General features: G+C 41.8%; 17 protein-coding genes. 5 read left to right on the top strand and 12 right to left on the bottom strand.

Annotated elements, in window-relative coordinates; all coding sequences use genetic code 11:
* Positions 1-269 precede the first annotated feature (269 nt).
* From ACIROD_RS20020 to ACIROD_RS20010, 3 genes are all read right to left on the bottom strand, one after another.
* Positions 270-2,339, bottom strand: a complete 2,070-nt coding sequence (locus ACIROD_RS20020; protein ID WP_402943412.1) for a SpoIID/LytB domain-containing protein — start codon at positions 2,337-2,339, stop codon at positions 270-272.
* A 258-nt stretch (positions 2,340-2,597) separates the two neighbouring features.
* A complete protein-coding gene (locus ACIROD_RS20015) occupies positions 2,598-4,604 on the bottom strand; it encodes a penicillin-binding transpeptidase domain-containing protein (RefSeq protein ID WP_402943409.1) in 2,007 nt (668 codons plus the stop codon).
* A gap of 374 nt (positions 4,605-4,978) precedes the next feature.
* The gene (locus ACIROD_RS20010; RefSeq protein WP_230176132.1) at positions 4,979-6,415 is read right to left on the bottom strand and encodes a magnesium transporter CorA family protein; all 1,437 of its coding nucleotides are present in this window, start codon (positions 6,413-6,415) and stop codon (positions 4,979-4,981) included.
* Between the two features lie 459 nt (positions 6,416-6,874).
* Here ACIROD_RS20010 and ACIROD_RS20005 point away from each other — a divergent pair, with 459 nt between their 5' ends.
* Positions 6,875-7,018 (top strand): hypothetical protein, encoded by a 144-nt coding sequence (locus ACIROD_RS20005; RefSeq protein WP_402943405.1) that lies wholly within the window; start codon positions 6,875-6,877, stop codon positions 7,016-7,018.
* A gap of 28 nt (positions 7,019-7,046) precedes the next feature.
* Here ACIROD_RS20005 and ACIROD_RS20000 read toward each other — a convergent pair whose 3' ends face one another.
* Positions 7,047-7,364 carry a hypothetical protein gene (locus ACIROD_RS20000; RefSeq protein WP_101223795.1) on the bottom strand — a complete coding sequence of 106 codons (318 nt, stop codon included), beginning with the start codon at positions 7,362-7,364 and terminating at the stop codon, positions 7,047-7,049.
* 548 nt (positions 7,365-7,912) lie between these two features.
* Between ACIROD_RS20000 and ACIROD_RS19995 the strand changes: the two genes are divergently transcribed.
* From ACIROD_RS19995 to ACIROD_RS19985, 3 genes are all read left to right on the top strand, one after another.
* On the top strand, positions 7,913-8,806 hold the full coding sequence (locus tag ACIROD_RS19995; RefSeq protein ID WP_101223796.1) for a helix-turn-helix domain-containing protein: 894 nt from the start codon (positions 7,913-7,915) through the stop codon (positions 8,804-8,806).
* Positions 8,807-9,482: 676 nt separating this feature from the next.
* Positions 9,483-11,108, top strand: coding sequence for a hypothetical protein (locus tag ACIROD_RS19990; RefSeq protein ID WP_402943400.1), 1,626 nt, complete (start codon positions 9,483-9,485; stop codon positions 11,106-11,108).
* Positions 11,101-14,073 (top strand): DEAD/DEAH box helicase, encoded by a 2,973-nt coding sequence (locus tag ACIROD_RS19985; protein ID WP_402943397.1) that lies wholly within the window; start codon positions 11,101-11,103, stop codon positions 14,071-14,073. Before ACIROD_RS19990 ends, ACIROD_RS19985 begins: the two co-directional genes overlap by 8 nt.
* 158 nt (positions 14,074-14,231) lie before the next feature.
* Here the strand turns inward: ACIROD_RS19985 and ACIROD_RS19980 are convergent, their stop codons facing one another.
* Positions 14,232-14,840 (bottom strand): LysE/ArgO family amino acid transporter, encoded by a 609-nt coding sequence (locus ACIROD_RS19980; protein WP_101223799.1) that lies wholly within the window; start codon positions 14,838-14,840, stop codon positions 14,232-14,234.
* A 124-nt stretch (positions 14,841-14,964) separates the two neighbouring features.
* On the opposite strand from ACIROD_RS19980, the gene ACIROD_RS19975 reads away from it, so the two are divergent.
* Positions 14,965-16,410: an aminotransferase-like domain-containing protein gene (locus tag ACIROD_RS19975; protein WP_402943394.1), complete on the top strand. Its 1,446-nt coding sequence runs from the start codon at positions 14,965-14,967 to the stop codon at positions 16,408-16,410.
* 134 nt (positions 16,411-16,544) lie between these two features.
* Here the strand turns inward: ACIROD_RS19975 and ACIROD_RS19970 are convergent, their stop codons facing one another.
* The 7 genes from ACIROD_RS19970 to ACIROD_RS19940 form a co-directional block, all read right to left on the bottom strand.
* Complete coding sequence (locus ACIROD_RS19970; protein WP_402943391.1) at positions 16,545-16,961, bottom strand: hypothetical protein; 417 nt, start codon at positions 16,959-16,961, stop codon at positions 16,545-16,547.
* A 279-nt stretch (positions 16,962-17,240) separates the two neighbouring features.
* Entirely contained in the window at positions 17,241-17,393 is a 153-nt protein-coding gene (locus ACIROD_RS19965; RefSeq protein ID WP_402943389.1) for a hypothetical protein, read from the bottom strand.
* An 87-nt stretch (positions 17,394-17,480) separates the two neighbouring features.
* Positions 17,481-17,624: a hypothetical protein gene (locus ACIROD_RS19960; RefSeq protein ID WP_402943386.1), complete on the bottom strand. Its 144-nt coding sequence runs from the start codon at positions 17,622-17,624 to the stop codon at positions 17,481-17,483.
* 84 nt (positions 17,625-17,708) lie between these two features.
* Entirely contained in the window at positions 17,709-21,446 is a 3,738-nt protein-coding gene (locus ACIROD_RS19955) for a S8 family serine peptidase (protein ID WP_402943382.1), read from the bottom strand.
* A 206-nt stretch (positions 21,447-21,652) separates the two neighbouring features.
* Positions 21,653-22,555: an ABC transporter permease gene (locus tag ACIROD_RS19950; protein ID WP_101223804.1), complete on the bottom strand. Its 903-nt coding sequence runs from the start codon at positions 22,553-22,555 to the stop codon at positions 21,653-21,655.
* A 12-nt stretch (positions 22,556-22,567) separates the two neighbouring features.
* Positions 22,568-23,572, bottom strand: coding sequence for an ABC transporter permease (locus ACIROD_RS19945; RefSeq protein WP_137016483.1), 1,005 nt, complete (start codon positions 23,570-23,572; stop codon positions 22,568-22,570).
* Between the two features lie 115 nt (positions 23,573-23,687).
* On the bottom strand, positions 23,688-25,304 hold the full coding sequence (locus ACIROD_RS19940) for an ABC transporter substrate-binding protein (RefSeq protein ID WP_101223806.1): 1,617 nt from the start codon (positions 25,302-25,304) through the stop codon (positions 23,688-23,690).
* Between the last annotated feature and the right edge of the window lie 5 nt (positions 25,305-25,309).

Raw genomic sequence — 25,309 nt, 5'->3', positions numbered from 1 at the left:
TGAGGTTGGTGAATCTGCTCATTGATCTGCGATTTACTCGTGAGTTTAGTGCTTTTACTCGTGAGTTTGGTGCTTTTACTCGTGAATTTGAGCGCTTACTCGTGAGTTTGGTGCTTTTACTCGTGAGTTTGCGCCCTTTACTCGTGAGTTTAGTGCATTTACTCGTGAGTTTGCGATTTACTCGCGAATTCGTGCTGTTTTCTTGTAAGTGTAGTGCTTTTACTCTTTATAAGGTCAAAAAAAGACGCCATACGTAGCGTCCTACTCATTTATTTTTTTATGTGCTTTTTTAATACATACCCAATTCGGCTTCCCTTTTTCACTTTATACCATTCATCTTGTTGAGCCAGTATCGTTACGGCTTGTTCCCTGTGAAGAGTGCCAATCGTTTCAGAAGCTGCATTTCTACTTTCTTTAATAGATAATTCGTTTGCTTTCACTATTCCCGTCGTCTTCCTAATCGAGATTTTCGTTGAAATGGTTTTCTGATTGTCACTCTCATCCTTAGCGGAGATTTTTACCGTAAATATCCCGTTGGACATATTTTTGAAATCCCAGGTTGCCGATTGACTGCCTTTATGGAACTGCCTTTCAGAAAGGATGCCGACAACCTTACCTTTACTGTTCTTGATTTCCACCGTTACATTAGCGTTTTCATTAATTGAATACGTTATGTTCGCTTTCTCGGTACTGTAATCACCCGATGTTTTGACATCCGTGATTTTAGGTGCCGACGTATCTCTACTGATTTTTATCGCCATTGTTTCCAAACCTTCATTCCCGCCTCGTTCCATTGCTGATAATTCTGCTTCATATGTCCCGTTACTTACCGCTATTATGTTCCAGATAGCTGTATGGGTACCCTTTTTCATTGTTTGATCACGGACTGGGCTAGCTAAGGCATTACCTTTCCTATCTTTAATCGTGAGAGTTACCACAGCATCTTCTTTTAGGGAGTATGTGATTCCAACCTCATCATTTAAATGATCCGTCTTCGCTTTCATGTTTACTGAATTCGGTTCTTCCTTTACAACAATATCCGTTTTAGATCCAGCGCCTGGTCCATATTCCTTTTCTATAATTGTGTCAGGATAATAAAAAGCCAAAATATCTTGATATGAGTGTCCTGCTTCCGCTCTGTTTTTCGCTCCAAACTGACTTAGTCCGACCCCATGCCCATATCCTGATCCTTCGATTGCAATTTTGGAAGGATCGGAAGATGAATGGTCAACCAAATAGCTTTTCATCACCTCTTGCCCCACCATGCCCCTGATTTTGGAAGCCGCTACATTAGTAAGCTTAACCGTTTGCTGCAAAAGTTTTCCCCTATCATCAACGAGATCCCTTACATAGAAATTCATTTGTATGGAGCCTTTCGTAACCCGACCTCCCGTTTTTTCATCTGTAAAAGTTAACAAGGGAATCTCCGTTATTTTAATATCTTTCTTCGCATATCCATTATTCGTCAGCCAAGCCTTCAGCTTCGGCACAACCGTTTTATCTTTTTCCTCTACGCTTGTCCACCATTCTTCAGGTTTAGATAAATCCATTTTTGACAGGTCGATTTGCTGCTTGTCCAGCGTTATCGACCAATTGGTTTTTGAATCATAGAAATCTTTTTTGATAGATAAATATGCAAGAGGGTTGCCTCTTGACCAAACATTTGAATTCGATTCGGTCATCCCTCCATTGCTTGATGAAAAGAACGCTTCGATTATTTCGCCATCATGTTTGATTACCATGCCCTTTGTCTGATCAATGGCTGAATCAGTTCGATAATGACCGGCAGCCCCGCCATATACTTGGTAAGAAACTGTATCATCAATGATTGACGATTGATGGCGAAGTGCATACGTCCGGGCGGCAATCGCCTGTGCTTTTAAGGCTTCGGCATGCCATAGTGCGGGCATCTCCAGCGGGACAACGCCCTTTAGATAATCTTCAATGTAAACAGCATTGATTGGCCGGATGTAACCGTCCTCCACTGTAAATGTCATTGAGCCTTGATACGGACGGCCGTTTATGGACAATGAAGCTTCAGGTTTAACTGGCATTACCTTAAAGGAAGCATAAGATCCCGTTTTCTGAGAACCTTTGTAAACGGCAAGTTCAGCCGACTCCGCTTTCAGAGTCAGACTTTCACCTGCCTTGATGAATATCTCTCCCCCTGAATTACGGTAGTCCCCGGTTGCCGTTATTTTAACACTGGTTCTATTCCCCAAATAATTCTTCAGTTTCACTTCAATTGTTGTATTCTCTTCCACAGCCGTTGCTTCATGAGAAGGAAATGCAAAAAAAGTGATAAAGAAAGCGATAAACAAATACTTTAAACTTCTCATTCCCCTTCATCCTCATTCCTTTTCTATTTATCTTTTCAAGACTTTTGAATTAACCCTGTTCAATCTATTGGCATGAGAAAACTGTTTACTTGTAGGTTACTGAACTCTCTTTTTACATTCTGTATGTACGCCGCATTATCCTTCAAATCCGGCTTTATTGTGTAATCGGAATCCACAACCAAAATAAAAGCAGGACATGGAAGAAACCATGTCCTGCTTTTATTTTGGTAAATGCTTGCTGATGGGTGACTTTTTTCTTTACTTCAAATACTTCTTCAACACCGGTTTCATTTGATCGACAACGACATGGCTGCCGCCTCGGCCTTTTACATCTTCAATCATCCATGCCATGAGAAGTTCCGGGTCTTCTGTGTCCATGGCAACGAACCAGCCATTTTCTGTTCCGTCCGCATTTTTGGATGCCTTGATTTCAGCAGTTCCTGTTTTAGCAGCGATTTTGATGCCAAGATCATCTATTCCATGTCCGCTTCCCTTAGGATGTTCCACTACTTGTGTCAGCATCTTGGTGACCTGATTTGCTTGGTCAGCTGATATCGCATTTTCCTTCCATATTTTCTTTTCTATTTTATCTCCTGTTATTAACGAAGGTGCCGGGATGTTCCCTGCATTCAAAAAGGCTGAATAGGTCATGGCGAGATGAAGCGTACTCATTTGGACTTGCGCTTGACCATATCCAGCGTCAGCCAAACGTCCCTCACTATCGATCTTACCGATGCTCGATGCTTTGATCGGATAATCGTAATTCAAAGGCTCATCAAATCCGAATGCCTTGAGTCCATTTGTGAATTTTTCCTTACCAAGCCCCAGAGCTTTTTGGGCAAAGTAAATATTGTCTGAATAAATTAAAGCCTTTTCCATATCGATTGGAACCCCAGGGTCCGAAACCCTTGTAATGGAATGATCTTTCCATGTCGATTTGGCCCATGTTTTCCCTTGAATATTGATCGACTCTTTCGGATCCACGCCATTTTTCAAAGCGATTGACGCAGTGATGGCCTTAATGGTTGAACCAGGTGCAAACGTCGAACTGAAACGGTTCAAAAGTGGTTTTTCCGGGTCTTCTTCAAGCGCTTTTTGTTCCGCTTTCGTTATTCCGAAAATATATTTATTAGGATCGAATGACGGACTTGAAACAAGTGCAAGCGTTTCGCCTGTCTTCGGATCAATTGCCGATGCCGATCCGGCTTCGTTCTTATATTGTTTGAAGATATCCTTTTGAAGCTCGGCGTCGATGGTCAATGTAATTGTTTCTCCCTCTTCAGCAGGCTTTTCAGCAATCACTTTTTCTTCGCCATCTTCGGCTCTAATAAAGATTTTACCGCCAGGTTTGCCTTTAAGCCGCGCTTCCAAAACTTCCTCAAGACCGCGTTTGCCAATAACATCACTTGCTGTATATCCTTTTCCTTTCAATTTCTCCAGATCTTCGGCCGATGCCTCACCGACATATCCAATTAGATGGGCAGTAGCCTCTTTATATGGATATATGCGTTCTTCCGTATTATTGACAGATACACCAGCAATGCTTAATAGCTTTTCCAAGGTTGCATTATTATCATTTGACATTTTCTTGATGGGCACGAAATAGCTTGGCTTTACCCATGTTTGTTTTAATTTCTGATTCACTTCGTCGGTGGACATATTAAGGATTCCAGCGACCTTTTTAACCGTTTCGGATTCATTGGCCATTTTCTCTGGCACGATTCCCACTTCTGCAACCGTTCCATTCATGGCAAGGCCGCGTTCATTTCTATCGACAATTTCCCCGCGAATGGCTGGATACGATTCAACCGATACCTTCTCGCCAGCTTTCAATTGAGGGAATATGTAGCTTTCATCCCACTTGATATACCAATTTTCTTCCTCGCCTTCCCCTTCCTTGACAAGTGTCGCTTTATGATCAGAGCTGACAGCACCCGCCATAGTGGACATATCAACGGTATATGAAAGGCTTACCTTTTCCCCATCTTTATGGTCTTTCTCTTCTTTTGGCTGTTTATAGTCCACCTTTAATTGGTCGGCTTCTATGCCCGTATAGATTTTCTCATAACGCTTAGCAAATTCATCCGCACTGATTTTCTTCTTTGTCTCAGGCGACAGATACTCGTACATCTTCGCAAAATCCTGTTTATTCCAAAGCTTCGTGTATGCCGCAAAGCGATCTTCCGGACTTGGCTCATCCGAGCATCCGGCCAGAAACAATACGCTCAACAACAATAAGCTGGAAACTAAAGCTAGTTTCTTCATGATTTCCTCCTAATGAATAGTTAGAATGATATACCTATAGTTTAGCAAAATATTAGGGGAATGGGGGATTTTACATGCCGAATTTCTTCATTTTTCTAATTAACCATGTTTTTTCTAAAACAAAAGTCCTGTACATTATGTACAGGACTTTTGTTTTAGAAAAAATAGATGAAGGTCCAGTTCACAAAAAAGATCAAGTTGATTTAAGGAATCAGCTCCCTTTCTGCCGGGTCTGCTAACAAAGGAAACCCGCAGGCGGAAAGCCAGCGCCTAGAGGCAACATTCAAAATTGTACAAACCCTAAAAAACGTAGGCAAACTCAATCTTCATCGAGTTTGCCTACAGCCTGGGTCATGTACATAATGTTCAGGATTCTAGAGCATTCTTTTTTTTCGGCTTTTTTTCTCTTGGAGCCATTTTTTCAGGAAGATAAAGCCCAGTATGGCCGAAATGATGAGACCGCTTGTCGTTACAATGACAGCTACCCATTCGTATAAGGTGTAATCCATATACGCTTTCCATGGTAATTTCCCTTTCCAATCTTCAATATATAGATTCATTCCGAATATCCCGGAGACTACCGTATAAATCGTTAGTATTTGCAAAAGATAATTACTTCTTTTCCCAGACAGTTTATCCTGATTTTGATAAAGGTAGGAAAGTGTTTCCTTCACCTCACTGTAGAGAGGGGCAATCCTGAAGGCTTCATCCGTTTTTTTGAAAAGCTCTTTACCGATTGCCGTACTATTCACTTCAGTGAATAAGTACTTTGCAGAAAACTGAGTGATCATGAAAATCAGCTGTTCTGTATCCGATTGATCTTTTTCCACATCTATCTGGGAATGTTCATGAGCCAATTTGAGCAGTACGATTTTATAATAGAAGAAAAGCAACAATGAATAAAAATGCTGGCCATACATTTCGCTTGCCAGTTCCTGTTCCAGTTTACCTGTCGCTTTCGTGACACACGCGAAATGATACATACTAGTTACATAATAGGTTTCCTTGCCCCACCTGTCATATACTCTTTCCTGATAATACTTTTCTATATAATCAGGATTTAATGCACCTATATATGGTTCACCATCATTGTCATACCCATTCAGTTCACTGATCCGGAATAAGTCATTTTTAGAAATATCACGATCCTCAGGGAATGCCGTATAACTGATTACGTACATCCTTTCATCGATGAAGAAGGGCAAACTGCCAAAATAGGTCGGGTCCGCTTGTTCTTCATCCATATATTCCTCAATTGGCGGCAATAGTTCATTGAAGATGAAATCCTTCACTTGTTCATACTGATTTTCCCGACAGCCGACTTTCGTTTTTTCCTCATCATCAGCAATCGGTTCAAGGATTCGGAATGTATCGCCAAAATAGAGCACATCATCATGTGAAAGCCCTTCAGGTAAAGTAACACGAAGGTTCATCATGCCAATATGAAATGGGCATATGAAGATATCGATAGAGTTAATAATAAATGGGGTATTTAGATAGGGTGATTCGAAGGTACAATCAATATCCAGTTTTTTCGTGAAACGCCGCAAGCCTTCCTTCTGTTTGGCATTACTCGGAAATAAAATTGGCTCGATGTAAGGCATGAAATACTTTTCCAGTTTACGGTGCGAAACTTTATGGCCACCGTAAAATTGATTTTGTTGTTCCATATCTTTCAAGTTCAAAAAAACGAAATTGTCCTCAAACAACTTTTCCACAAACTTTTCAATCTTATTTCCTTCAAGCGTAAATGGAAAAATGTACTGCTGGAAAGTTCGCTTCGTCGGATCATTCTTTACTTTCACATCCATAAAATATATTCCTCCGATTAAACTGCGATTAACACAGGTTTAATTCATCTTGTTTCTTATATTTACCCATGTATATACAAACAAAACGAAACATATTATAGAAAAAAAGTGGACAAATTATCCAAATAAAAAAGATCCCCCAAGCATATGCATGGGGGCCATCGAAAAGAGTTCTTCAACCCTCTTCACTTTAGGGTACTAGAAACTGATGTTTCTAATGAAAAATCCGATATTCGGACCATTTTAACATTTATTTTAAGTATGATAAAATACGAAATTCCTCCATATTTGGGCTTCACCTCTTATTATCATCTAATAAATCCTTATATGCAGGGATTCACAGAAGAAAATATAACTACAGGAATATTTGCAAGATCTTCTGTTCATCCCTTTATCATTAAAATCACGTTTTAACTAAGAAAAAAATGGGTAAATAAAAAAAAGCAAAGGAGAGACATCATGAAAATTGATAGCAATAAACAACACTTTAAATTTTTTGAAAGAACAAATAACGCTAAACCAAGTAAGCGGAAACAAATGAGCGATTTCATTAAAAAGAAAATGAATGCTCAAAACAGTCATTTAAATGGCAAAAACTCATGACATGTGGGATGTCATGAGTTTTTATCTTTTAAAATGCGATTTCATTACCTTGAAGATTGTGCTTCACACATTTCTTGATACCGATTACATTCAAAAAATGTTGAATCTTCTTCATCGAGGTCGCCTGATATTCATCTACAATGGAAAACTCTTTAAGATAAGCGATTTTTTCTTGTACATCTGTATCTATATGATCTTGGCTGGATTCTTTATCATCTGATTTTTTGCATGTGTACACCACAGCTTCACCAATTTTCCTGGTTGCCTTATCAAAATAAAAAGAAAACACAATGGCACATTCATCATCGTAAAAAGAGGGTTGAACTTTCATATTAATATCAATCATTAACCTTACACCTCTCTCCGTTTTGTTATATACACTATAACAAAAGCATTAAAAGGAAATAGGCGTTACAAACTACGCTCACGTTTCTTCAACACCTACCAAATGGACCTTACACCCCCCATTCATAGATAATTATAACTACAGGAATATGCGCAAAAGAATAATCATCATTTAATAATAATAAAAAAAACATCTTCAATTGAAGATGCTTGAATGATTGATAAGAAGCTTCATTTATTTATTTATATAAACCTGGAAGTTCTGCATAAAGGCCTGGTAATTCGCTTGGGACAATAACAAAAGCAGCGATGATAAGAAAAGATACGACTAATGCTTTAGTACTTTTTTTCATAGGTCATTCCTCCTTTTCTTTTAAAAAAATATTGGTTAAAATAGAAAATAATTCTATAGTTATATTTAACCACAATTCTTAAAGTCATATATTTCGACTAAAGAATCTATTTAAACCGTTCAGGACCTGTACATACCGCTTTCACCGATTTTTCATAACAAAATATAACTCTAGGCATATTTTAAGGAGAATCAAAATGGATTTTTTTGCAGTTGGACAAAAGATCAAAGAGCTACGTAAACAAATCGGGCTTTCCCAGGAAGAGTTGGCAACCGGTATTTGTACACAAGCACAGATCAGTAAGATTGAAAAGGGCGATGTCTATCCATATGCATCCACTCTCTACTTAATTTCCCAACGTTTAGGCGTTGATGTAAACTATTTTTTCGATATTGGAATGACCCCTAGGCTGGATTACGTGGAAGAAGTGATTTATCAATTAAAAATAGCCAGAAGAACCCGAAATTATGAGGAAATGCAGCAAATTGTAAAGGCTGAGGAAAACAGTCCCCTCTTTCTTCAAAATAAAAAGAATCATCAATTGATTCTTTGGCACAAGGGAATATACGAATATGAAAAAAATAAAGATTTAGATAAAGCCATAGAATTCATCAATAAGGCCATCTCAATTACTCATACGACCGATAAAATTTATTCGGAACGGGAGCTTGAAATCCTAAGCAGTCTTGGTGTAATGTATGTTGCCGAAGAACAATACGAAAATGCATTTGCCTTGTTAAGGAAAGCTTTAGATCACTTGAAAGCCCTGCCATTCTTGACGGATAAAACGCTAAAGACGCGCCTATCCTATAATTTTGGCAGAGTGCTAACACGCCTTGGCCGATACGGAGAGTCCATTGCCTGCTGCCAAGATGCCATAAAGTGGTGCCTCGAACATGATCAATTATATGCTTTAGCGGATTTACATTACCATTTAGGATACAATTTTGAACTCGTAGGTAACTTTGAAGAGGCAAAAGAGTACTTGGAAAAATCTGCGTTTCTATTCAAATTACAAAAAAACCATACCTTTGTTACATTCATCAACAAAAAGCTGGACAGTTGGAAGAACGAAATGAAAATAAACTAATTCTATAATTTGGAGCCATTTCCCCGGGAATGGCTCCAAATTATAGACAAACTCGATGCCTCCAGTCACTCGCTTTCCGCGGGCGGACCGTTCTCGGGTCCTATGCGCCTGCGGGTCTCCACTTGACGCTCTTCCCCCGCAGGAGTCTCGCACATTGTTCCAATCTACTTTGTATTAAATTTATATATAGAACCCCTTTTGTCTACAAATTGAGCCATTCAACAGGAGTATATAATTTCTCACACTCATCATTTCCAAAACCTCTAATCTACATTTTAAATTCCAAGCCAAAATGAAGTATAATAAAGAGATGCTTCAAAAAAGCAATTTTAAAAAAGATTCCTGCCTCATCACTTGGTATTGTGAAGCGTGATGAGGATGAAGGATTTGAGGCATGTTAAAGTGATTGCCAGTTATTCCTGTTTATATCCGAACCGCTTATATTCAAGGGGATTTTTGACGATATTGACTTTTACAGGGTTTTTATGAATATACGGCTAGAAGCATTGATGGTTTGTTCGATTAAATGGATTAGAACGTAAAGAGAACGGCCATAGTCCGGCATTCGATCTGGGATGTAATTTATGCACCCAACGATAAGTTAAAGAACTGATGGTTCATGATCATACAAAAATATAATTTTGGTATACAGGGCTTGTCCCTGAAGGAGGAGAGTATGGAGCGGGAGTTGTTGTTAGTTGGGGAGCGGCTGGCGGAATTTTTGGAGGCCGGGGATCCGGAAGATTCGGATGTGGTGAATCAAGGGCTCCAGTTATACCGTCAGGGGCTCGTTGATATTAAAGAAGAAGCGGCGGATACGATTGCAGCTGAGGTACAGGATGTGACACGCTTTAAGGCCAGGCTGAATCTGCTCTTCCCTCAGGATGGAAGCTGTACATGTGATTCAAGGTTCATTTGCCGGCATCAAATGGCCGTTTTCTTTTCTGCATATTCTGAACACGCTAGTGTTTCCGAATGGCTGAGCGATTGGAAAGCACCAAAAAAAACCTCAACGGCCCAAGCACTGCAGCAAGTGAAACCGGCAAGTGAATTACTTAAACAGGCGGCAGGGAAATCCATCATCTTAGATAAAAGCTATCCATCATGGAAGCAATTCGTGAATGATGAATTCGCTGAACATGTGGAGCCTCATATAGGCGAGGCTACTTATATGATTGAAAATCACATACAAACTTACTTTAAACGCCTTAGCTCAAAAGCTCCAATGGAAAGGGAATGGAAATTACTTTATCATTTCGTTACCCAATTTTGCACGATGCAGCAGACACTGAGAATGATTCAGCTGCATAAAAGTGAGACGCAAACGATCAGGGTCTTTTATGCACTTGCCGTCGACCTTGCAGAGGAGCTTCATGAAACGGTACAGCCGCTTAGCAGGCAAGCGAGGCCCTTCGCCTTTGATCCCTTCGTTTTTAGCATCAAGGAAGATGTAGCTAAACTGCTGGATGGAGGAGAAGGCCTCGAATACGAAAAGATCGACCTTTACCGGGAGATATGGAGCTACTTATTCTCCAACTCCTCATGGCGTAAAGAGGAACTGGAACGAATCAATAAAGAACTTCCCGAGAAGTATATGGGCACCACTGAGAGGACGTCCTATTCCCTCGCAGCGATTCACCTATCCCTTTTGGAGAACCATGATAAACAAGCGATTGGGCTTCTTTCTGAATTGAAGAACGAAGCCTGTCCATACATTTTTTATTGGCTGAATCTCTTGGCTGAATCCGACAACCGGGCACGGGCTATCCCTTTCATTGAATTCATCAATAATAATGTCCAGGAGTTCCTTGCCGGTTTATCCGATTATTATAAACGGGTAGATTTCGTCCGGACCTTTACGACTTTAATTAACAGTTGCTGTTATAAATTAAAACGGACCGATTTGCTTGAGAAATTTTACAGGGCCACCCTTCCGCACAGCTATTGGAACTATGCAAACTTCCTTTTTGAACAAGGACAATATAAAAAATGGGTGGAGATGCATATTTACTCAGAAATCAGCATTGACTTAATCAGCAGTGAATCCATCAAAGAAGTGGTCTCAAAAGAACCGGAACTAATCCTGCCGCTTTATTATCATGCGGTCCAGGAAAAAGTTTCTTTGAAAAATCGGCCTGCTTATAAGCAAGCTGTCCGTTATTTGAAAAGGATGCGCACCATCTATAAGAAGAGCAAAAAGGAAGACGTATTCGAACGTTATATACTTTATGTAGCAGATTCGACCAAACGGCTTCGCGCTTTCCAAGAAGAACTAAAAAGGGGTAAGCTTATCGATGTTTAATCCAGGGAAATTAAAAATCAAAATAGCCGCTCTCGAAAACGGAACTTACGCCCTTGGTGTCGTCAATGAAGAAAATACCTTCCTCACCACGAATTATATACGCAGGCTGTTATTCAACTGGGATGACGCAAGCTTTTATGGCACTAAAATGACTACGGATATAGTGGATGGAAATCAAGTATTCATTCTTGACGCTTGGGGACTTCTCAATTTTTTTGCGAGGGAAAGCTTCAACTCCTTCATAGAATGGGAATGGTCCGAGATATCCTCCCTTTGCCTGTCAGCAGCTCCCGTTCTTCATGAATCCATTGAAGCTGGAATCCCCGTACCGGATTTCACCAATCTTCAATTGGACTCCATCGGCTGGAAGCTGCCGGAGGAAGTGGAAGAGGAATTCGTCCCTTCCTTTTGGGAAGAAGAAATATCTTTGGATCTTCCTTCACCTGAACTGGAAACCAACCGTACTTTTATCGAAAAGTGGTATAACGGTGCCGCTAATATGTATTTAAAAAACTATTCACCCATGCAGCATAAATGGAGTGAAGCCGTTGGGGCATTAAAGGATACTCGACTTTCTCCCGAAGAATTGCAGGCCTTTTTTGACAAGGACAGCTGGCAGGAATGGCTCGGTACCCTGCCCGATCCCAAACCATTCACTATAGGTCTCCGTTTAACTGAGCCTCCAGATGGCAACGGGCCTTGGATGCTCGATGTTACCCTTCGTTCCAAAAGGGATGAGAATATCATTGAAACATATACAGGAAAAAAACTTCCGCGCGGCTGGAATAAGTATGCAAGTGATGTGGTGCGTGCTACGAAACGCTGGCAACTCGTCGTGCCCTGGCTTGGGGAGAATGGCCGTCTGAAAAGGGAGATTTCAGAAACGGATGCATGGGAGTTCTTGACCGATGCAAGCGAAAAGCTCCTGTTTCTTGGCGTCGAAATTCTCCTTCCATCGTGGTGGCTTGCCTTGAAGGAGTCCTCATTGAAGGTCAAAGCGAAAGTGAAGAGCCAATCGAACCGCGGCCCTTCTTATGTCGGGTTAAAAGCTTTAATGGACTTTGATTGGCGGTTCTCATTAAATGGCAAGGAGCTCACTGAGGCGGAGTTCGAGGAGCTCGTCAATGAAAAAAGGCGGCTTGTCTTCATCCGCGGCCAATGGGTCAAGCTTGACCCTGCTTTCATTAAGCAAATTCAGGAGCTGATGGAAACAGCGAACGAAAAAGGCATCCAACTGACTGACTTGCTGCAGCAGGAACTGTTGAATGGCGTGAATGAAGATGGCGATGGCGATTCTGAAAACGACGAAATGCTCCGGATTCAATTTGAATTGAACCAGGAGCTCCGTAAAATGGTGGGAAGGCTCCGGGAAACCAAAAACATATCCATCCTGCCCGTCCCTAATGCACTTCAAGGTGATTTACGCCCCTATCAAAAACTGGGCATGAGCTGGCTCCTTTTTTTAAGGGAGCATGGTTTTGGTGCTTGTCTAGCCGACGATATGGGACTTGGAAAAACCGTCCAGATGATTGCCTACCTACTTCATGTTAAAGGCAAAGAAATGGTCGGTAAAGAGCTGCCCACTGGGCCCAAGGATGAACAAAAGAGTGAACCGATCATCGTCGAAGAGGATAGTAGCGCGGAGAGCAGTGATGAGGGTGAAGTCATTACCACTGCCCCTGAATCCGTCCCTGTACAATCGGCGCTCATCGTCTGCCCGACATCGGTACTTGGCAACTGGCAAAAAGAATTGGAAAAATTCGCTCCATCACTTAAAGTTCACCTACACTACGGATCGAATCGTGCTAAAGGTGAGGCATTTACTAAACTGGCAGCCGATCATGATATTGTCTTAACATCATATGGACTGACCCACCAAGATGTGGCTGAACTGACCTCCATCCATTGGAGCAGTGTTATCCTTGATGAAGCACAAAACATCAAGAATGCCCAAACGAAGCAATCCAAAGCGGTCCGCAAGCTAAATGGCAGACATCATATCGCCCTATCGGGTACGCCGATGGAAAACCGTTTAAGTGAGCTATGGGCGATTTTCGACTTCATCAACAAAGGTTATCTCGGAACGCTAGGTCAGTTTCAGGAAAAATATGTGGCGACCATCGAGCGTGATGATCAGAAGGATAAAATCAAGGAATTGCAGCGTTTGATACAGCCATTTTTGCTTCGCCGTACAAAGCGTGATAAAGAAGTCGCTCTTAATCTTCCGGATAAGCAAGAACAAAAGGAATTCGTACCGCTTACCACCGAGCAAGCATCGTTGTATGAGCAACTGATTAAAGATACATTCACTGATATCGAACAACTATCTGCCTTTGAAAGAAAAGGCATCATCCTCCAGATGCTGAATAAGCTAAAGCAGCTTTGCAATCATCCAGCTCTTTACTTAAAAGAAATGGAAAAGGAAAACATCATGAAGGCACCTAACCGATCTGGCAAACTCGAGAAGCTGACCGAGCTTATCGATGCTGTCCGCGAACAGGATGAAAGCTGTCTCATTTTCACTCAATATATCGGGATGGGCAATATGATTAAAGATTTGCTGGAAAAACGATATGGCTTTGAAGTGCCATTCCTGAACGGGAGTGCGAACAAGAAGCAGCGTGATGAAATGATCACGCGGTTCCAAGATGGGGATTTCCCTATTTTCATACTCTCGTTGAAAGCAGGCGGCACTGGCCTTAATCTTACAGAAGCAAACCACGTGATTCACTATGATCGCTGGTGGAACCCAGCTGTTGAAAATCAAGCCACCGACCGTGCTTACCGAATTGGGCAACAGCGTTTCGTTCATGTTCATAAGCTAATCTGCACAGGGACCCTGGAAGAAAAAATCGACCAGATGCTTGATAAAAAGCAAGCCCTGAACGACGAGATCATCAGCAGTGACAACTGGATCACCGAACTTTCCACAGAGGAAATCAAGGACCTGGTTGCTCTTCAATAAACCCGCAATCACGATTTGAAGAAGAACGAGGTCAGGTTGTTAACTTATAAGGAAAAAAAGGGGAATGCAATTCGATATGCATTCCCCTTTTTTATACATAAGCGTCCTGTAACTTTATTGAATACCTGGTATGGCCAGGTTCAAATGCATGTCTTTTATCAAAAAATCGATTTAACCATATAAAGAGCTGTGATCCAAATGATGATTGCAGAAATTTTATTTAATATTCCAAGGAATTTACCAGATGTATCAACCTTTTTCAGCAATCGTCCCGCAAGACATAATCCATGGAACCAGCACCATGACACAAAGATGCACGTTGCGGTGAAAATCATTTTATCTTTTCCTGAATAAACAAGTGAGCTCGAACCGATTACACCTATCGTATCCAAGATTGCATGCGGATTCAGTAATGATACGGATAGAGCAAATACAATTTGTTTTTTGGTCGACATCTGCATGGATTGGGCACCTGACTGTGAGTTCGATTTGGCAAACCAAATCTGAAAACCCATATACAATAAAAATATAACTCCGATTATGATTAATGTAAGGCGCAACCAATCATATTGCATGACAACCAACGAAACACCTAAAATAGCTAACAAAATGAGCAGTGTATCACAAATTGCAGCTGTTATCGTTGCTGGCAATGCTTTTTTTATTGTAGGTTGGATTGCTCCTTGATTAAAAATGAATACATTTTGCACTCCCAACGGAAGTATCAGCCCCAATGCCAATAATAATCCATGAAAAAATGGCCCCATACGAATACCCCCTCCTTTCAAATTCAGTATAATGAAAAAAACAAAGGAATTGACCATCCAATTGGTTGGCTTTCAAACCAACCAATTTATATTGAATACAGAACATGAAAGGAGTGGTTTTCGTATGTTTATCGAATGGAGACCAAACCGTACTTCCGACCAATCACTTCACCTGCAAATAGTGGATTGGATCAAACAACAAATTACACGAGGGGAATGGCCAGTTAGTACCAAGCTTCCATCACAACGTTCATTGGCCGACTCATTTGGGGTAAACCGAAGTACCATCATCACAGCCATTGATGAGTTGATTGCTGATGGATTATTGGAAACTAAGGTTGGGTCCGGCACATTCGTTTCCAATAATACATGGAATGTGCTCGTCTCAAGCAAACAGCCCGACTGGAAAAACTATGTCAGGAATGGACTCTATGAACCTAATTTAAAAACGATTCAGGACATTAATCAGTATGAAACGGACACTGCCATCATCAGATTAGGCACGGGCGAACTATCTCCAGATCTATTGCCTGCAAAACAAATCGAAAAGACGTTGCGATCCACTTCTTTTGATGCCCACTCTTTAGGCTATTCCGAACCCAAGGGTGATAAGAGACTTCGTCAATGTATAAGTGCTTATTTAGAAACAAAAGGGATCAACGCGAGTCCCAGCTCCCTCATGGTCGTTTCTGGCGGGCTTCAGGCACTCCAGTTGATATCAGTCGGTTTACTTCAAAAGGGATCGATGATTTTACATGAATCCCCTTCCTATTTAAATTCCGTTCACCCTTTTCAATCTGCGGGCATGCACTTAGTAGGTTTATCAATACAAGGCCGGGAAAGTATCCCGACACAAATAAAGCACATCAACGGAAGGAAGAAAGCGTCACTATTTTATACTGTTCCAACGTTTAACAATCCAACGAATACTACATGGTCAAAAGAAGAAAGACTTAACCTCCTATCACTATGCAAAAAGGAACAGATCCCGATTATTGAAGATGACGTATATAGTGATTTGTGGTTTGATAATGAACCACCGCCTCCATTAAAATCCCTTGATGCAGATGGCCTTGTATTGCATATTGGCAGCATGTCCAAAACATTAAGCCCAGGATTGCGTATCGGATGGATTGCTGGCCCAATAACTGTGATTGAACGTTTAGCGGACATTAAAATGCAAATGGATTATGGTTCAAGTGCACTTTCCCAGCACCTTGTGGCGGAATGGTTAGCAAATGGGCAATATTCAAATCATTTAAAGTGGCTAAGGCATGAGTTGATAGGACGCAGAGATTTTACATTAACTCTTCTCAATCAATATTTTAAGGGACTGGCTGAATGGCAAATACCTCAAGGCGGATTTTATATATGGTTAAAATTATGTAAACCAATCGTGAATTCAAACCTTTTCAGGCAAGTGTTAAAGGAAAACATACTTCTTAATCCGGGATACATATACGAACCAAATAACCATACACATATACGGCTTTCATATTCATACGCCTCGGAGGAACAATTAGCTTATGGCATCCAAACCCTTTCAAAGATCATCCGGCGGTTGGTTTGACATCTTGAAAGATTGGAGAGGCATTAATGGAGCTGCCGTGGCAGCTCCATCCTTATTGAGTAAAGTAACTTTTCGTATGAATTATTCGGAAATCTCATACCTTACAACGTCCTGCCTAAAAATGTTAGGGATTTTCATGGGGTAGCAGCTTTCATTTTTACGTTCCGCTCTTTTTGCTGGATGATGAAAAAAGAATGGTGATAGCCATGATTGATCATGATATGATCGAGGATTGCAGTAAGCGCCTCACCCTTATTCGGCTGATATGTCTCTGAACTTTCTTCAATGATGATTTTTTCTTGGTGGGGGTCATAATTAATAGATGTTTTAGCACCTTCTTCAAAAAAAGAAAGGGTTACCTCCTGACATAGAGGAAAATCCTGATAAGGTGAATCAGAGCGGAGATCCTTTTCAAAGGGAGAATGGACGTGCTGAAGTGCATCAAAGAAACTCGGTTTTGTAAGATATGACCTGTCGCTTCCTCTCCTTTCGAATTTCACTGTAATTGCAATACTAGTTACTTTATTGCTAGATTTCTTCTTATAATTCATAGATACCCTCCTTTCAATAAGACCTTTATACCTAATTCTTTTATCCTATTCGATATACCTGCCGGATAATGAAAAAACTTCCTCACTAAGAGATTTCCATATTAGCACGGTGAAAACGCAAGGAACTACACCATAATCTACTAAAGAATTCATTCATCAAATCCATACTCGGGAAAGCTTATTATGCAAAAACAGCCCTCTTGGATAAGAGGGCTCATACTGTAGACAAATTCGAACGAGTTTGCCCGCAGTTTTTTCTTTGAAAACGTCCAGTTTATTTCAGAAATCCGCTCCCTTTCCGCCGACTGTCTGCCAAGCCTCCTCGACGCAAGCGTCTGTGGGGGTCTCGGCTAGCCAGTTATTCGGCAGGAGTGTCGCAAATTTCTTCAATTTAATGGTGGTTTCATTCCATATTAAAAGGTAAAAATTCATGAAGGATAACCAAGTCTTCTTTTTATAATCATGGTTCGGGGTAGTCCATTCGGAACCCCCATTTTGTACGAAGGAAAGCAAGTTTGCCTACAGTATTATTTTGAAAGACATTCCAGTTGATTGGAGCGGGTGTACAAGACTCATGCGGGAATGGCGTGTCCAAGGCGCAGCGAGCGCCGAGAGCGGACCGCCCGCTGAAAGCGAGTGCCCTACATCCCATCCAATGTTCAATTGTACAACCCCGCAAAAAAACTGTAGGTACAAATCATTATGTCTACAAACTGAAGCCCTCTTGGGTAAGAGGGCTTCCTTTCGTTATTTTTTTGCTTTATTGATGTTAAAGGATTTCTTCATTTCATTTCCTGCAAGATCGGTCACCTTAAACTCAATCTTATTGTTGCCTGTTTTAAGCGGCAGTTCCAAATCCTCTATCTTCTTCTTATAGGCACGCATTTTGTATGGTTCCTTGAATTCATGATAGAATACTTCGCTTCCGTTCAGGTAAAGGCGGATTTCATCGAAATTATCTTCCACCGTCACGTCCACTTTTGGATTTTTCCCTTTGGCTCCCACAGTTTTCGGTACACCCTTCACTTTTAAACCTGGCTTTGTTGCATCGACCATAATCGTCCGTTTAAAGGAAACCGTGTTATCCCACTTATCGGTTGCTTTAACAGTGAAGCTTTGAACACCCTCTTCAAATTTCTTTTCATATGAGAATTCATATTTGTTATTCGCCTTGTTATACGTTGCAGGTACCGTTTTATTGTCGATTTTAAACTCCTTTATTTCCGACGCTTCTTCAATTTCCCCTGTTATTTTGATTTTATTTTTATTGTTCACGCTCAAGGCTTCAGGACTCTTGATCTTTACAGCTGGTGCATGATTATCGATTGGAGCTGAATCACTGGCTAATTCAGTTTCAGCCGTTTTTTCATTACCTGCATAGTCAATTGCCACAACCTGAACCTTTTCCCCTTTTACATCAGGTAAAGTGAATTGCTTCGCATTCGCCGGGAGCGGCTCTTCCATGATGGATGCTCCATCGACTTGTACATCGTAATAAGCAAGTCCTGAACCATTCAAATTATCCTTGCCTTGGATGGTTAATACATTGCCTTTTTTCGAAATTTTGACTGTCGGCTTTACCGTATCGATTTTGATAGGCATTTTAAACGTCTGCCATTTTGCACCCTCGTAATCTATCATCGCTTTGATTTCAAAATAATAGACCCCATCCTTAGCGAGTGCATTATTGATTTTACCGTCCCATTTACGGGCCGGATCAAGGGTGTACGCGGTCCCTTGTCCGCCATCATAATAGTCCTTGCGTACATTATTCTCTGTGCGAAGTTTCCGGATTGATTTGTTTTCACCATTCAATATATTGTATTCTACCTTTTTCGCATTCCTTAAGAATGATAGGACAGGCACGAAGTCATCCTGTGCACCATCATTATTTGGGGAAATCGCAATATTTTTGCCATTGAATGTTTTTCCCGCAGGGTCATAGCCAAGATAAGTGAAATCTTCACCTGCTGTAGAAACTCCACCTGCCATGCCATAGAAGGACTCTTTATCATATTTAGTGCCATCCAGGATAGGGGCTTTGTCCCACTCCCCTTTAAACCCTACATACGGTACATTCAGTTCCGGATTCGTATCGGCAGGATCCTTCAATGAAATGAACCCTTCAACAAAATATCCGTTTGGAAAGACCTCGTCAATGTCTACAAGAGTCTGAAGGTCATCACCGAGTACTTTTGCATCGGATATGTCAACTTTCACTTCGAATGTAACCGATTTTTTTGCGGGAACGGTAATCTTATTTGTGCTTTTATTATTGATTTTAATCGAAGCGTTCTTAATTTCCTGTGCTTCCAGTTCGTTAGCGGTATAACCGAGTTGTCCCTGGATTGCATAGTCTGTTTGGATATTACCTTTTACATCATACTTGACCGCTTTGTTGCTGAAGTTTTCAACCTTTAAAGTAAAGGCGAACTTATTGCCGATCTCCTTCATTGCAACCTTCGCTTCTTTCGTGAATGCCTCGGTCACGACAGCAGGTGTGGACAATGCGGATTGCAGCTGCATGACCCCGGCTCCCTGCCTGCGAGGCGAGTAAGGGTTTTCCCAGTCAAGGGCTTTATTGACGACACCTTGATCCGCTAGTGGTTTTGAAGTATTCATCATCAGGTTCTTCGCTAAATTTGCCCGGGCAGAACCATTTAATTTAAATTCTTTATCCACTCTTTCAAGAACAAGTGCCGAGCCGCCGGAAACATGTGGTGCCGCCATCGAAGTACCACTCATCATTCCATATTCATCGTTGTTCAGCGTCGAATAAATTTGTCCTCCCGGAGCAGTGATTTCCGGTTTAAAATCCAGGTTTGGTGCGACTCCCCATGAACTGAATGAGCTCATTTTCCCTGCTTCTGGATTTACAGCTTTTGTTTTATCACCATTAAAGGTAATCTTCACCTTTTCTCCATCCGTTAAGGCCGCTTTCAGCTTTGCACCATCCGATTTCAACATGAACAGCTGGGGAATGGTGATGCTTGGATCTGTGGCCATGGAAATATATCCGTCAGCATTATTGTAAATAATGACTCCTGTCGCACCTGCTGCCTGGGCATTTTGCGCCTTTTCTATAAAAGAAAGCGTGCCGCGTTCGATGAGGGCGAACTTGCCTTTAACATCCACTTTGGAAAGCTCCTCTGGCGTCCCAAGACCTGCAGCCACCAAGTCATGTGTTTTTTCATTTAAAGTATTGGGATGTACGCTTGAAGCCGACATGAACGGAGCTTTCCCTACTTGTCCGTTTATATCATAAGTCGCTGCATCCAAATCCATATAGTTATTCTCTACCGACGCCACTTGTACAGAATCGTATGCAAGTCCAGGTGAACCTGAAACGCCAATATCCGGGTTCGACGCTGATGGGTTTGCAAATCCATTTCCAAAATGTGCTGAGTTTCCTGCTGAAATCGACATGAGGATCCCATTATCAACAGCCCTGGATACCGCCTGCTGCTCCGGATCTTCTGCAGATACAAAACCTGCAGTGGAGCCAAGGCTCATATTCAACACATCCGCCCCAAGGATGATGGCATCGTCAATTGCCTTGATATATATATCGCCCCATGTTGTCTGCATGTCGGGATCATTCCCGAAGACCTTTAAAGCAAGCAGCTGGGCTTCAGGAGCAACCCCTTTAATGCCGCCATTCTCTTCATCTCCATTGGCACCGGCTGTACCTGCTACATGCATTCCATGCATTGACGCCCCTTCACCAAGATCAAGGATTTCTTCATTTTCATCCATGTAATTGTATCCATAAGGAACCTTCGCCGTATAATAATTGCCTAATAGATGGTTAGATTCCTTCATTCCGCTAATTTCATTTTCAGTCAGTTCTGCCTTATTATCATTATTCAGGACCATATCACGGTGAGATGGGTCGATTCCAGTATCGATAATCCCGACGACCATCCCTTCCCCTTTATATCCATATTCCCGCCAAGCTTCCTGGGCTTGGACTAGTTCTTTACTATAAAGCATTTCGGGTTTTTCTACAGGACGTTCATATTCATTCGCAATATGTACTTCAGCAACTTCAGGCATGGCTTCCACCTTTTTGATTTCACCATACTGAAGTTCACCGCTGAACCCATTGACGACTGTCGTAAAACTTTCAAGCTCTTTGAAAGCTATTTTTTTCTCTTTCACCTTTTTTTTCAATTTCTTCTGATTAGCTAGCTTTTCGGACTTTAATTGTTGTTTCTTATTTTTCGATAACTGTTTAAAAAGTTTCCCTTCCTTCGAAGCTGTTTCTATTGCCGGGGCTTCCTTCATCTCTACGATGACTCTGACCTTCTCATTGCTTTTGTATTTCTTATCCAAATCATTTTTCTTCAGCTTTATAATACTTTCCTGATTCTTCTTACCTGCACCGCCCGAACCTGCCGGGGGGTCTGGGAGCTTGGCTGCGGAAACGCTTGCAGTAAATACTAATAGAAAGATTGCTAGAATGGACAAGCTACGTTTAATCAATGAACTTTCCTCCTCTAAAATAAGCAATTTTTGGAATATTCTTACTGAGTATAAAAGTATCACAACTTTTGGGGTGATTTTAAGAGATAATAGTCACTATTTTCCTATTTCGAACTAGGATTTTGTTATTATTTTTCATATTTTGATAGATTTACAGATAAACGACAAAAAGATGGTGATGTTAATCTAACATCACCCTTTAACTTCTAGTTTTTCATTCTTGGATCCAAAGCATCGCGCAGCCCATCCCCCATTAGGTTAAAGCCGAGTACCGTAAGCATGATTGCAAGCCCAGGGAAAAGAACCGTCCATGGTGCTTGAATGATGAACGCCCTGGAATCGGCGAGCATTTTTCCCCACTCTGGTGCTGGCGGCTGTGCACCAAGACCGAGAAAGCCGAGTGCTGCACACTCAATTATGGCAGTTGCAATCGCTAACGTACCTTGAACGATAATCGGTGCAAGGCTATTCGGAAGGACGTGGTGAAGGAGAATGCGGCCATCCCCCATTCCAATTGCCTTTGCAGCCGTTACATATTCCTCTTCTTTCACCGTTAAGACCCGTGAACGTAAAAGCCGGCCGAATATCGGGACATTGACGATGGCTATGGCGATAAGTGCGTTGCGAAGGGAGGGTCCCAAAACGGCAACGACAGCAATGGCAAGCAAGATACTTGGAAAGGCCAGAATAATATCAAAGATCCTCGATATGATCGTATCTATCCACCTGCCGTAATAACCGGCAATGATTCCTAAAAAAGACCCTACCACAACAGATCCGGCAACAGATAAAAAGCCGACCCCTATTGATATGCGCGAGCCATAAATGACCCTGCTCAAAATATCCCGGCCAAATTCATCCGTTCCGAACCAATGCTCCGCAGACGGGGCCAAATGTTTATCACTTAGCTTTTGCCCCTCAAATGAATAAGGTGCTATAACGGGTGCGAAGATGGCGATTAGGATGAAAAATGAAACAATCCCCAGACCCACAAGGGCTACCTTATTTTTCTTAAAACTTTTCCAGCCTTCCTTCCAGGGAGAGATGACTTTTTCCTCTGCCTCTTTTGGAGGAAGGATTGGCGAAGTATTCGTTGCTATTTCAGGCATGAGTTTCCCTCCCTATTTATACTTAATCCTAGGATCGATCGCTGCATACAACAAGTCCACAACTAGATTGATCATGACAAACAAAAAGGCGATGACGAGAATTCCGGACTGTATCACCGGATAATCCCGAGATAGGATTGCATCATAAATATATGTACCGATACCTGGCCACCCAAAAATGTTTTCCGTCAATATGGCGCCGCCTAAAAGTAATCCTGTTTGCAGTCCGATAACCGTCACCACTGGAATCAGGGCATTCTTAAAGGAATGCTTGTAAACAACCCAAAACATTCTCATTCCTTTAGCACGAGCCGTACGAATGAAATCCGATCTCATAACTTCCAGCATGGACGAACGTGTCATCCTTGCAATAATGGCCATCGGAATGGTCGCCAGCGCAATTCCCGGCAAGATGAGATGTTTTATCACTTCGAAAAACTGATCCACCCTGCCCGCCATGAGTGTATCTATCAAATACAGTCCGGTTATGGCCTCAACGGGATCCCTGATATTGTCCCGCCCTGTCGTCGGAAGTAAATCCCATTGAATTGAAATGATATATTGTTCCATTAATCCCAGCCAGAAAATAGGCATGGACAAACCAATCAACGCAATCACCATGGCGACATAATCAAACCATGAGTTTTGGAACCAAGCTGATATAATCCCTGCATTAACGCCTATGACCACGGCGATGATCATGGCGATCAAGGCCAGTTCTATCGTAGCCATGAGGTATGGCCCAATTTCTTCGGAAACCGGACTATTCGTTTTTAAGGAAACACCCAGGTCTCCCTTTAACAGGCCTGATAAGTAATCCCAAAATTGAATGAACCAAGGTTTATCCAGACCAAGTTCCTTTGTCATTGCAGCGACTGCCTCTTCCGTTGCTTGCTGCCCTAAAATTACCTGTGCTGGATTTCCTGGAATAGCCCGGATCATCATGAATACAATAAACGCCATTCCTAGTAACACTGGAATGAGAGATCCTAAACGTCGTACGGTATAGGAAAACAAAACAATCACCCGCCTTTTAAATAAGGGGCCTTAAAAGCGCCCTCGATCATTTTGAAATGCATTCCATAACAAAACCGGGAAGCATGCAAGACTCCATACTACCCGGTTCGTACGGTTAATTTTCTAGAGAAACATTAACAAGGGATTGTGAACCAGTTGGATGTGGAACAAACCCTTTGACCGTCTTAGATCCGGCTAACTGCGGTAAAGAATGTACAAGCGGAACCCATGGAGCTTCATCATGAATGATTTCCTGGGCTTTTCCATACAACTCATTACGCTTGGCTTCATCTGCCGTGGACTGAGCTTCGATCAGCAGTTTATGGACTTCTTCGTTAGCGTAACGGGCATAGTTGTTGGAGCCGATATTATCTTTATCCAATAATGTATAAAGGAAGTTATCCGCATCTCCATTATCGCCTGTCCAGCCCATCATGAAGGATTGGGCTTCACCAGCCTGCACTTTCTCTAAATATGCAGCCCATTCGTATGAAACGATATTCGCTTCGATGCCGACTTGTTTTAGGCTTGCTTGAATGGCTTCAGCCACTTTTTGACCATCTGGCATATATGGGCGCGGTACCGGCATTGCCCATAGGTCCATTTTAAATCCGTCTTCAAGTCCAGCTTTTTTCAGCAGTTCCTTCGCTTTTTCTACATCGTAATCATAGTCTTCGACTTTGTCATTGTAGCCAGAAACGGATGGCGGCATAGGATTCTTGGCAGGCTCTGCTGTGCCTTCATAAAAATTATCAATGATTTCCTTTTTATTGATCAAATGCGAGATGGCTTGACGCACTTCTTTCTTGTCGAATGGTGCCTTCTCAACATTGAAAGCAAAGTACCCGACATTCATGGATGCACGTTCGAATATTTGCAGGTTTTCATCTCCTGTAACTTTACTGATATCACTTGGGTTCAACCCGTCCATCAGGTCGATTTCACCTTTGATTGCAGCATTTAAACGCGCAGAGTTATCTTTAATGACCTTAAATGTGATACCATCAAGTTTTGGCAGTCCATCTTGCCAATAGTCATCGTTTTTCACCACTTCAATCGTATCGCCAGGTTTCCATGATTTGAATTTGAAAGGACCTGTACCAGATGGATTTTTAGTGAAATCGTCACCCTCTTTTTCAATTCCAGCCGGACTGGCTATTGCAAATGTAGGCATGGCAAGGTTTTTCAGGAACGGCGCCTGCGGACGGTTCAAAGTGAATTCCACCGTGCTGGCATCGATCGCTTTTACTTCTTTGATAACATGGCCTTCATCACCTTCAAATCCTCCGAACATGGAGGCATAGTACGCAAATTTACCCTCATCCTTACTTTGTGCCCAACGTTGAAAGTTTTTTACGACAGCATCTGCATTGAAATCCGTACCATCATGGAACTTGATTCCGGTTTTCAATTTGAATGTGTATGTTTTTGCGTCATCGGACACTTCCCATGATTCTGCAAGACCCGGATTGATTTCCGTATCATCTTCCCCATATTTCACAAGCGTTTCAAAGATCTGCTGTGTGACGATGAATGATTCACCATCGGTTACGATGGCTGGGTCAAGACCGACAGCGTCTCCGCCTTTACCGTATATCAATACGCCGCCCTTCGCTTCACTCGATCCCCCTTTACCATCATCTTTCTCTTTTGATGTAGACGAGGAGCATCCCGCAAGCGCTAGTGAAAGAGCAAGGATACCAGTCAGCAATAATGCCCATGTTTTCTTCATATTCT

It is taken from the genome of Peribacillus sp. NPDC101481 (assembly GCF_044767165.1).
Lineage (GTDB): Bacteria > Bacillota > Bacilli > Bacillales > DSM-1321 > Peribacillus.
This window is presented reverse-complemented; position numbering and strand designations above follow the sequence as displayed.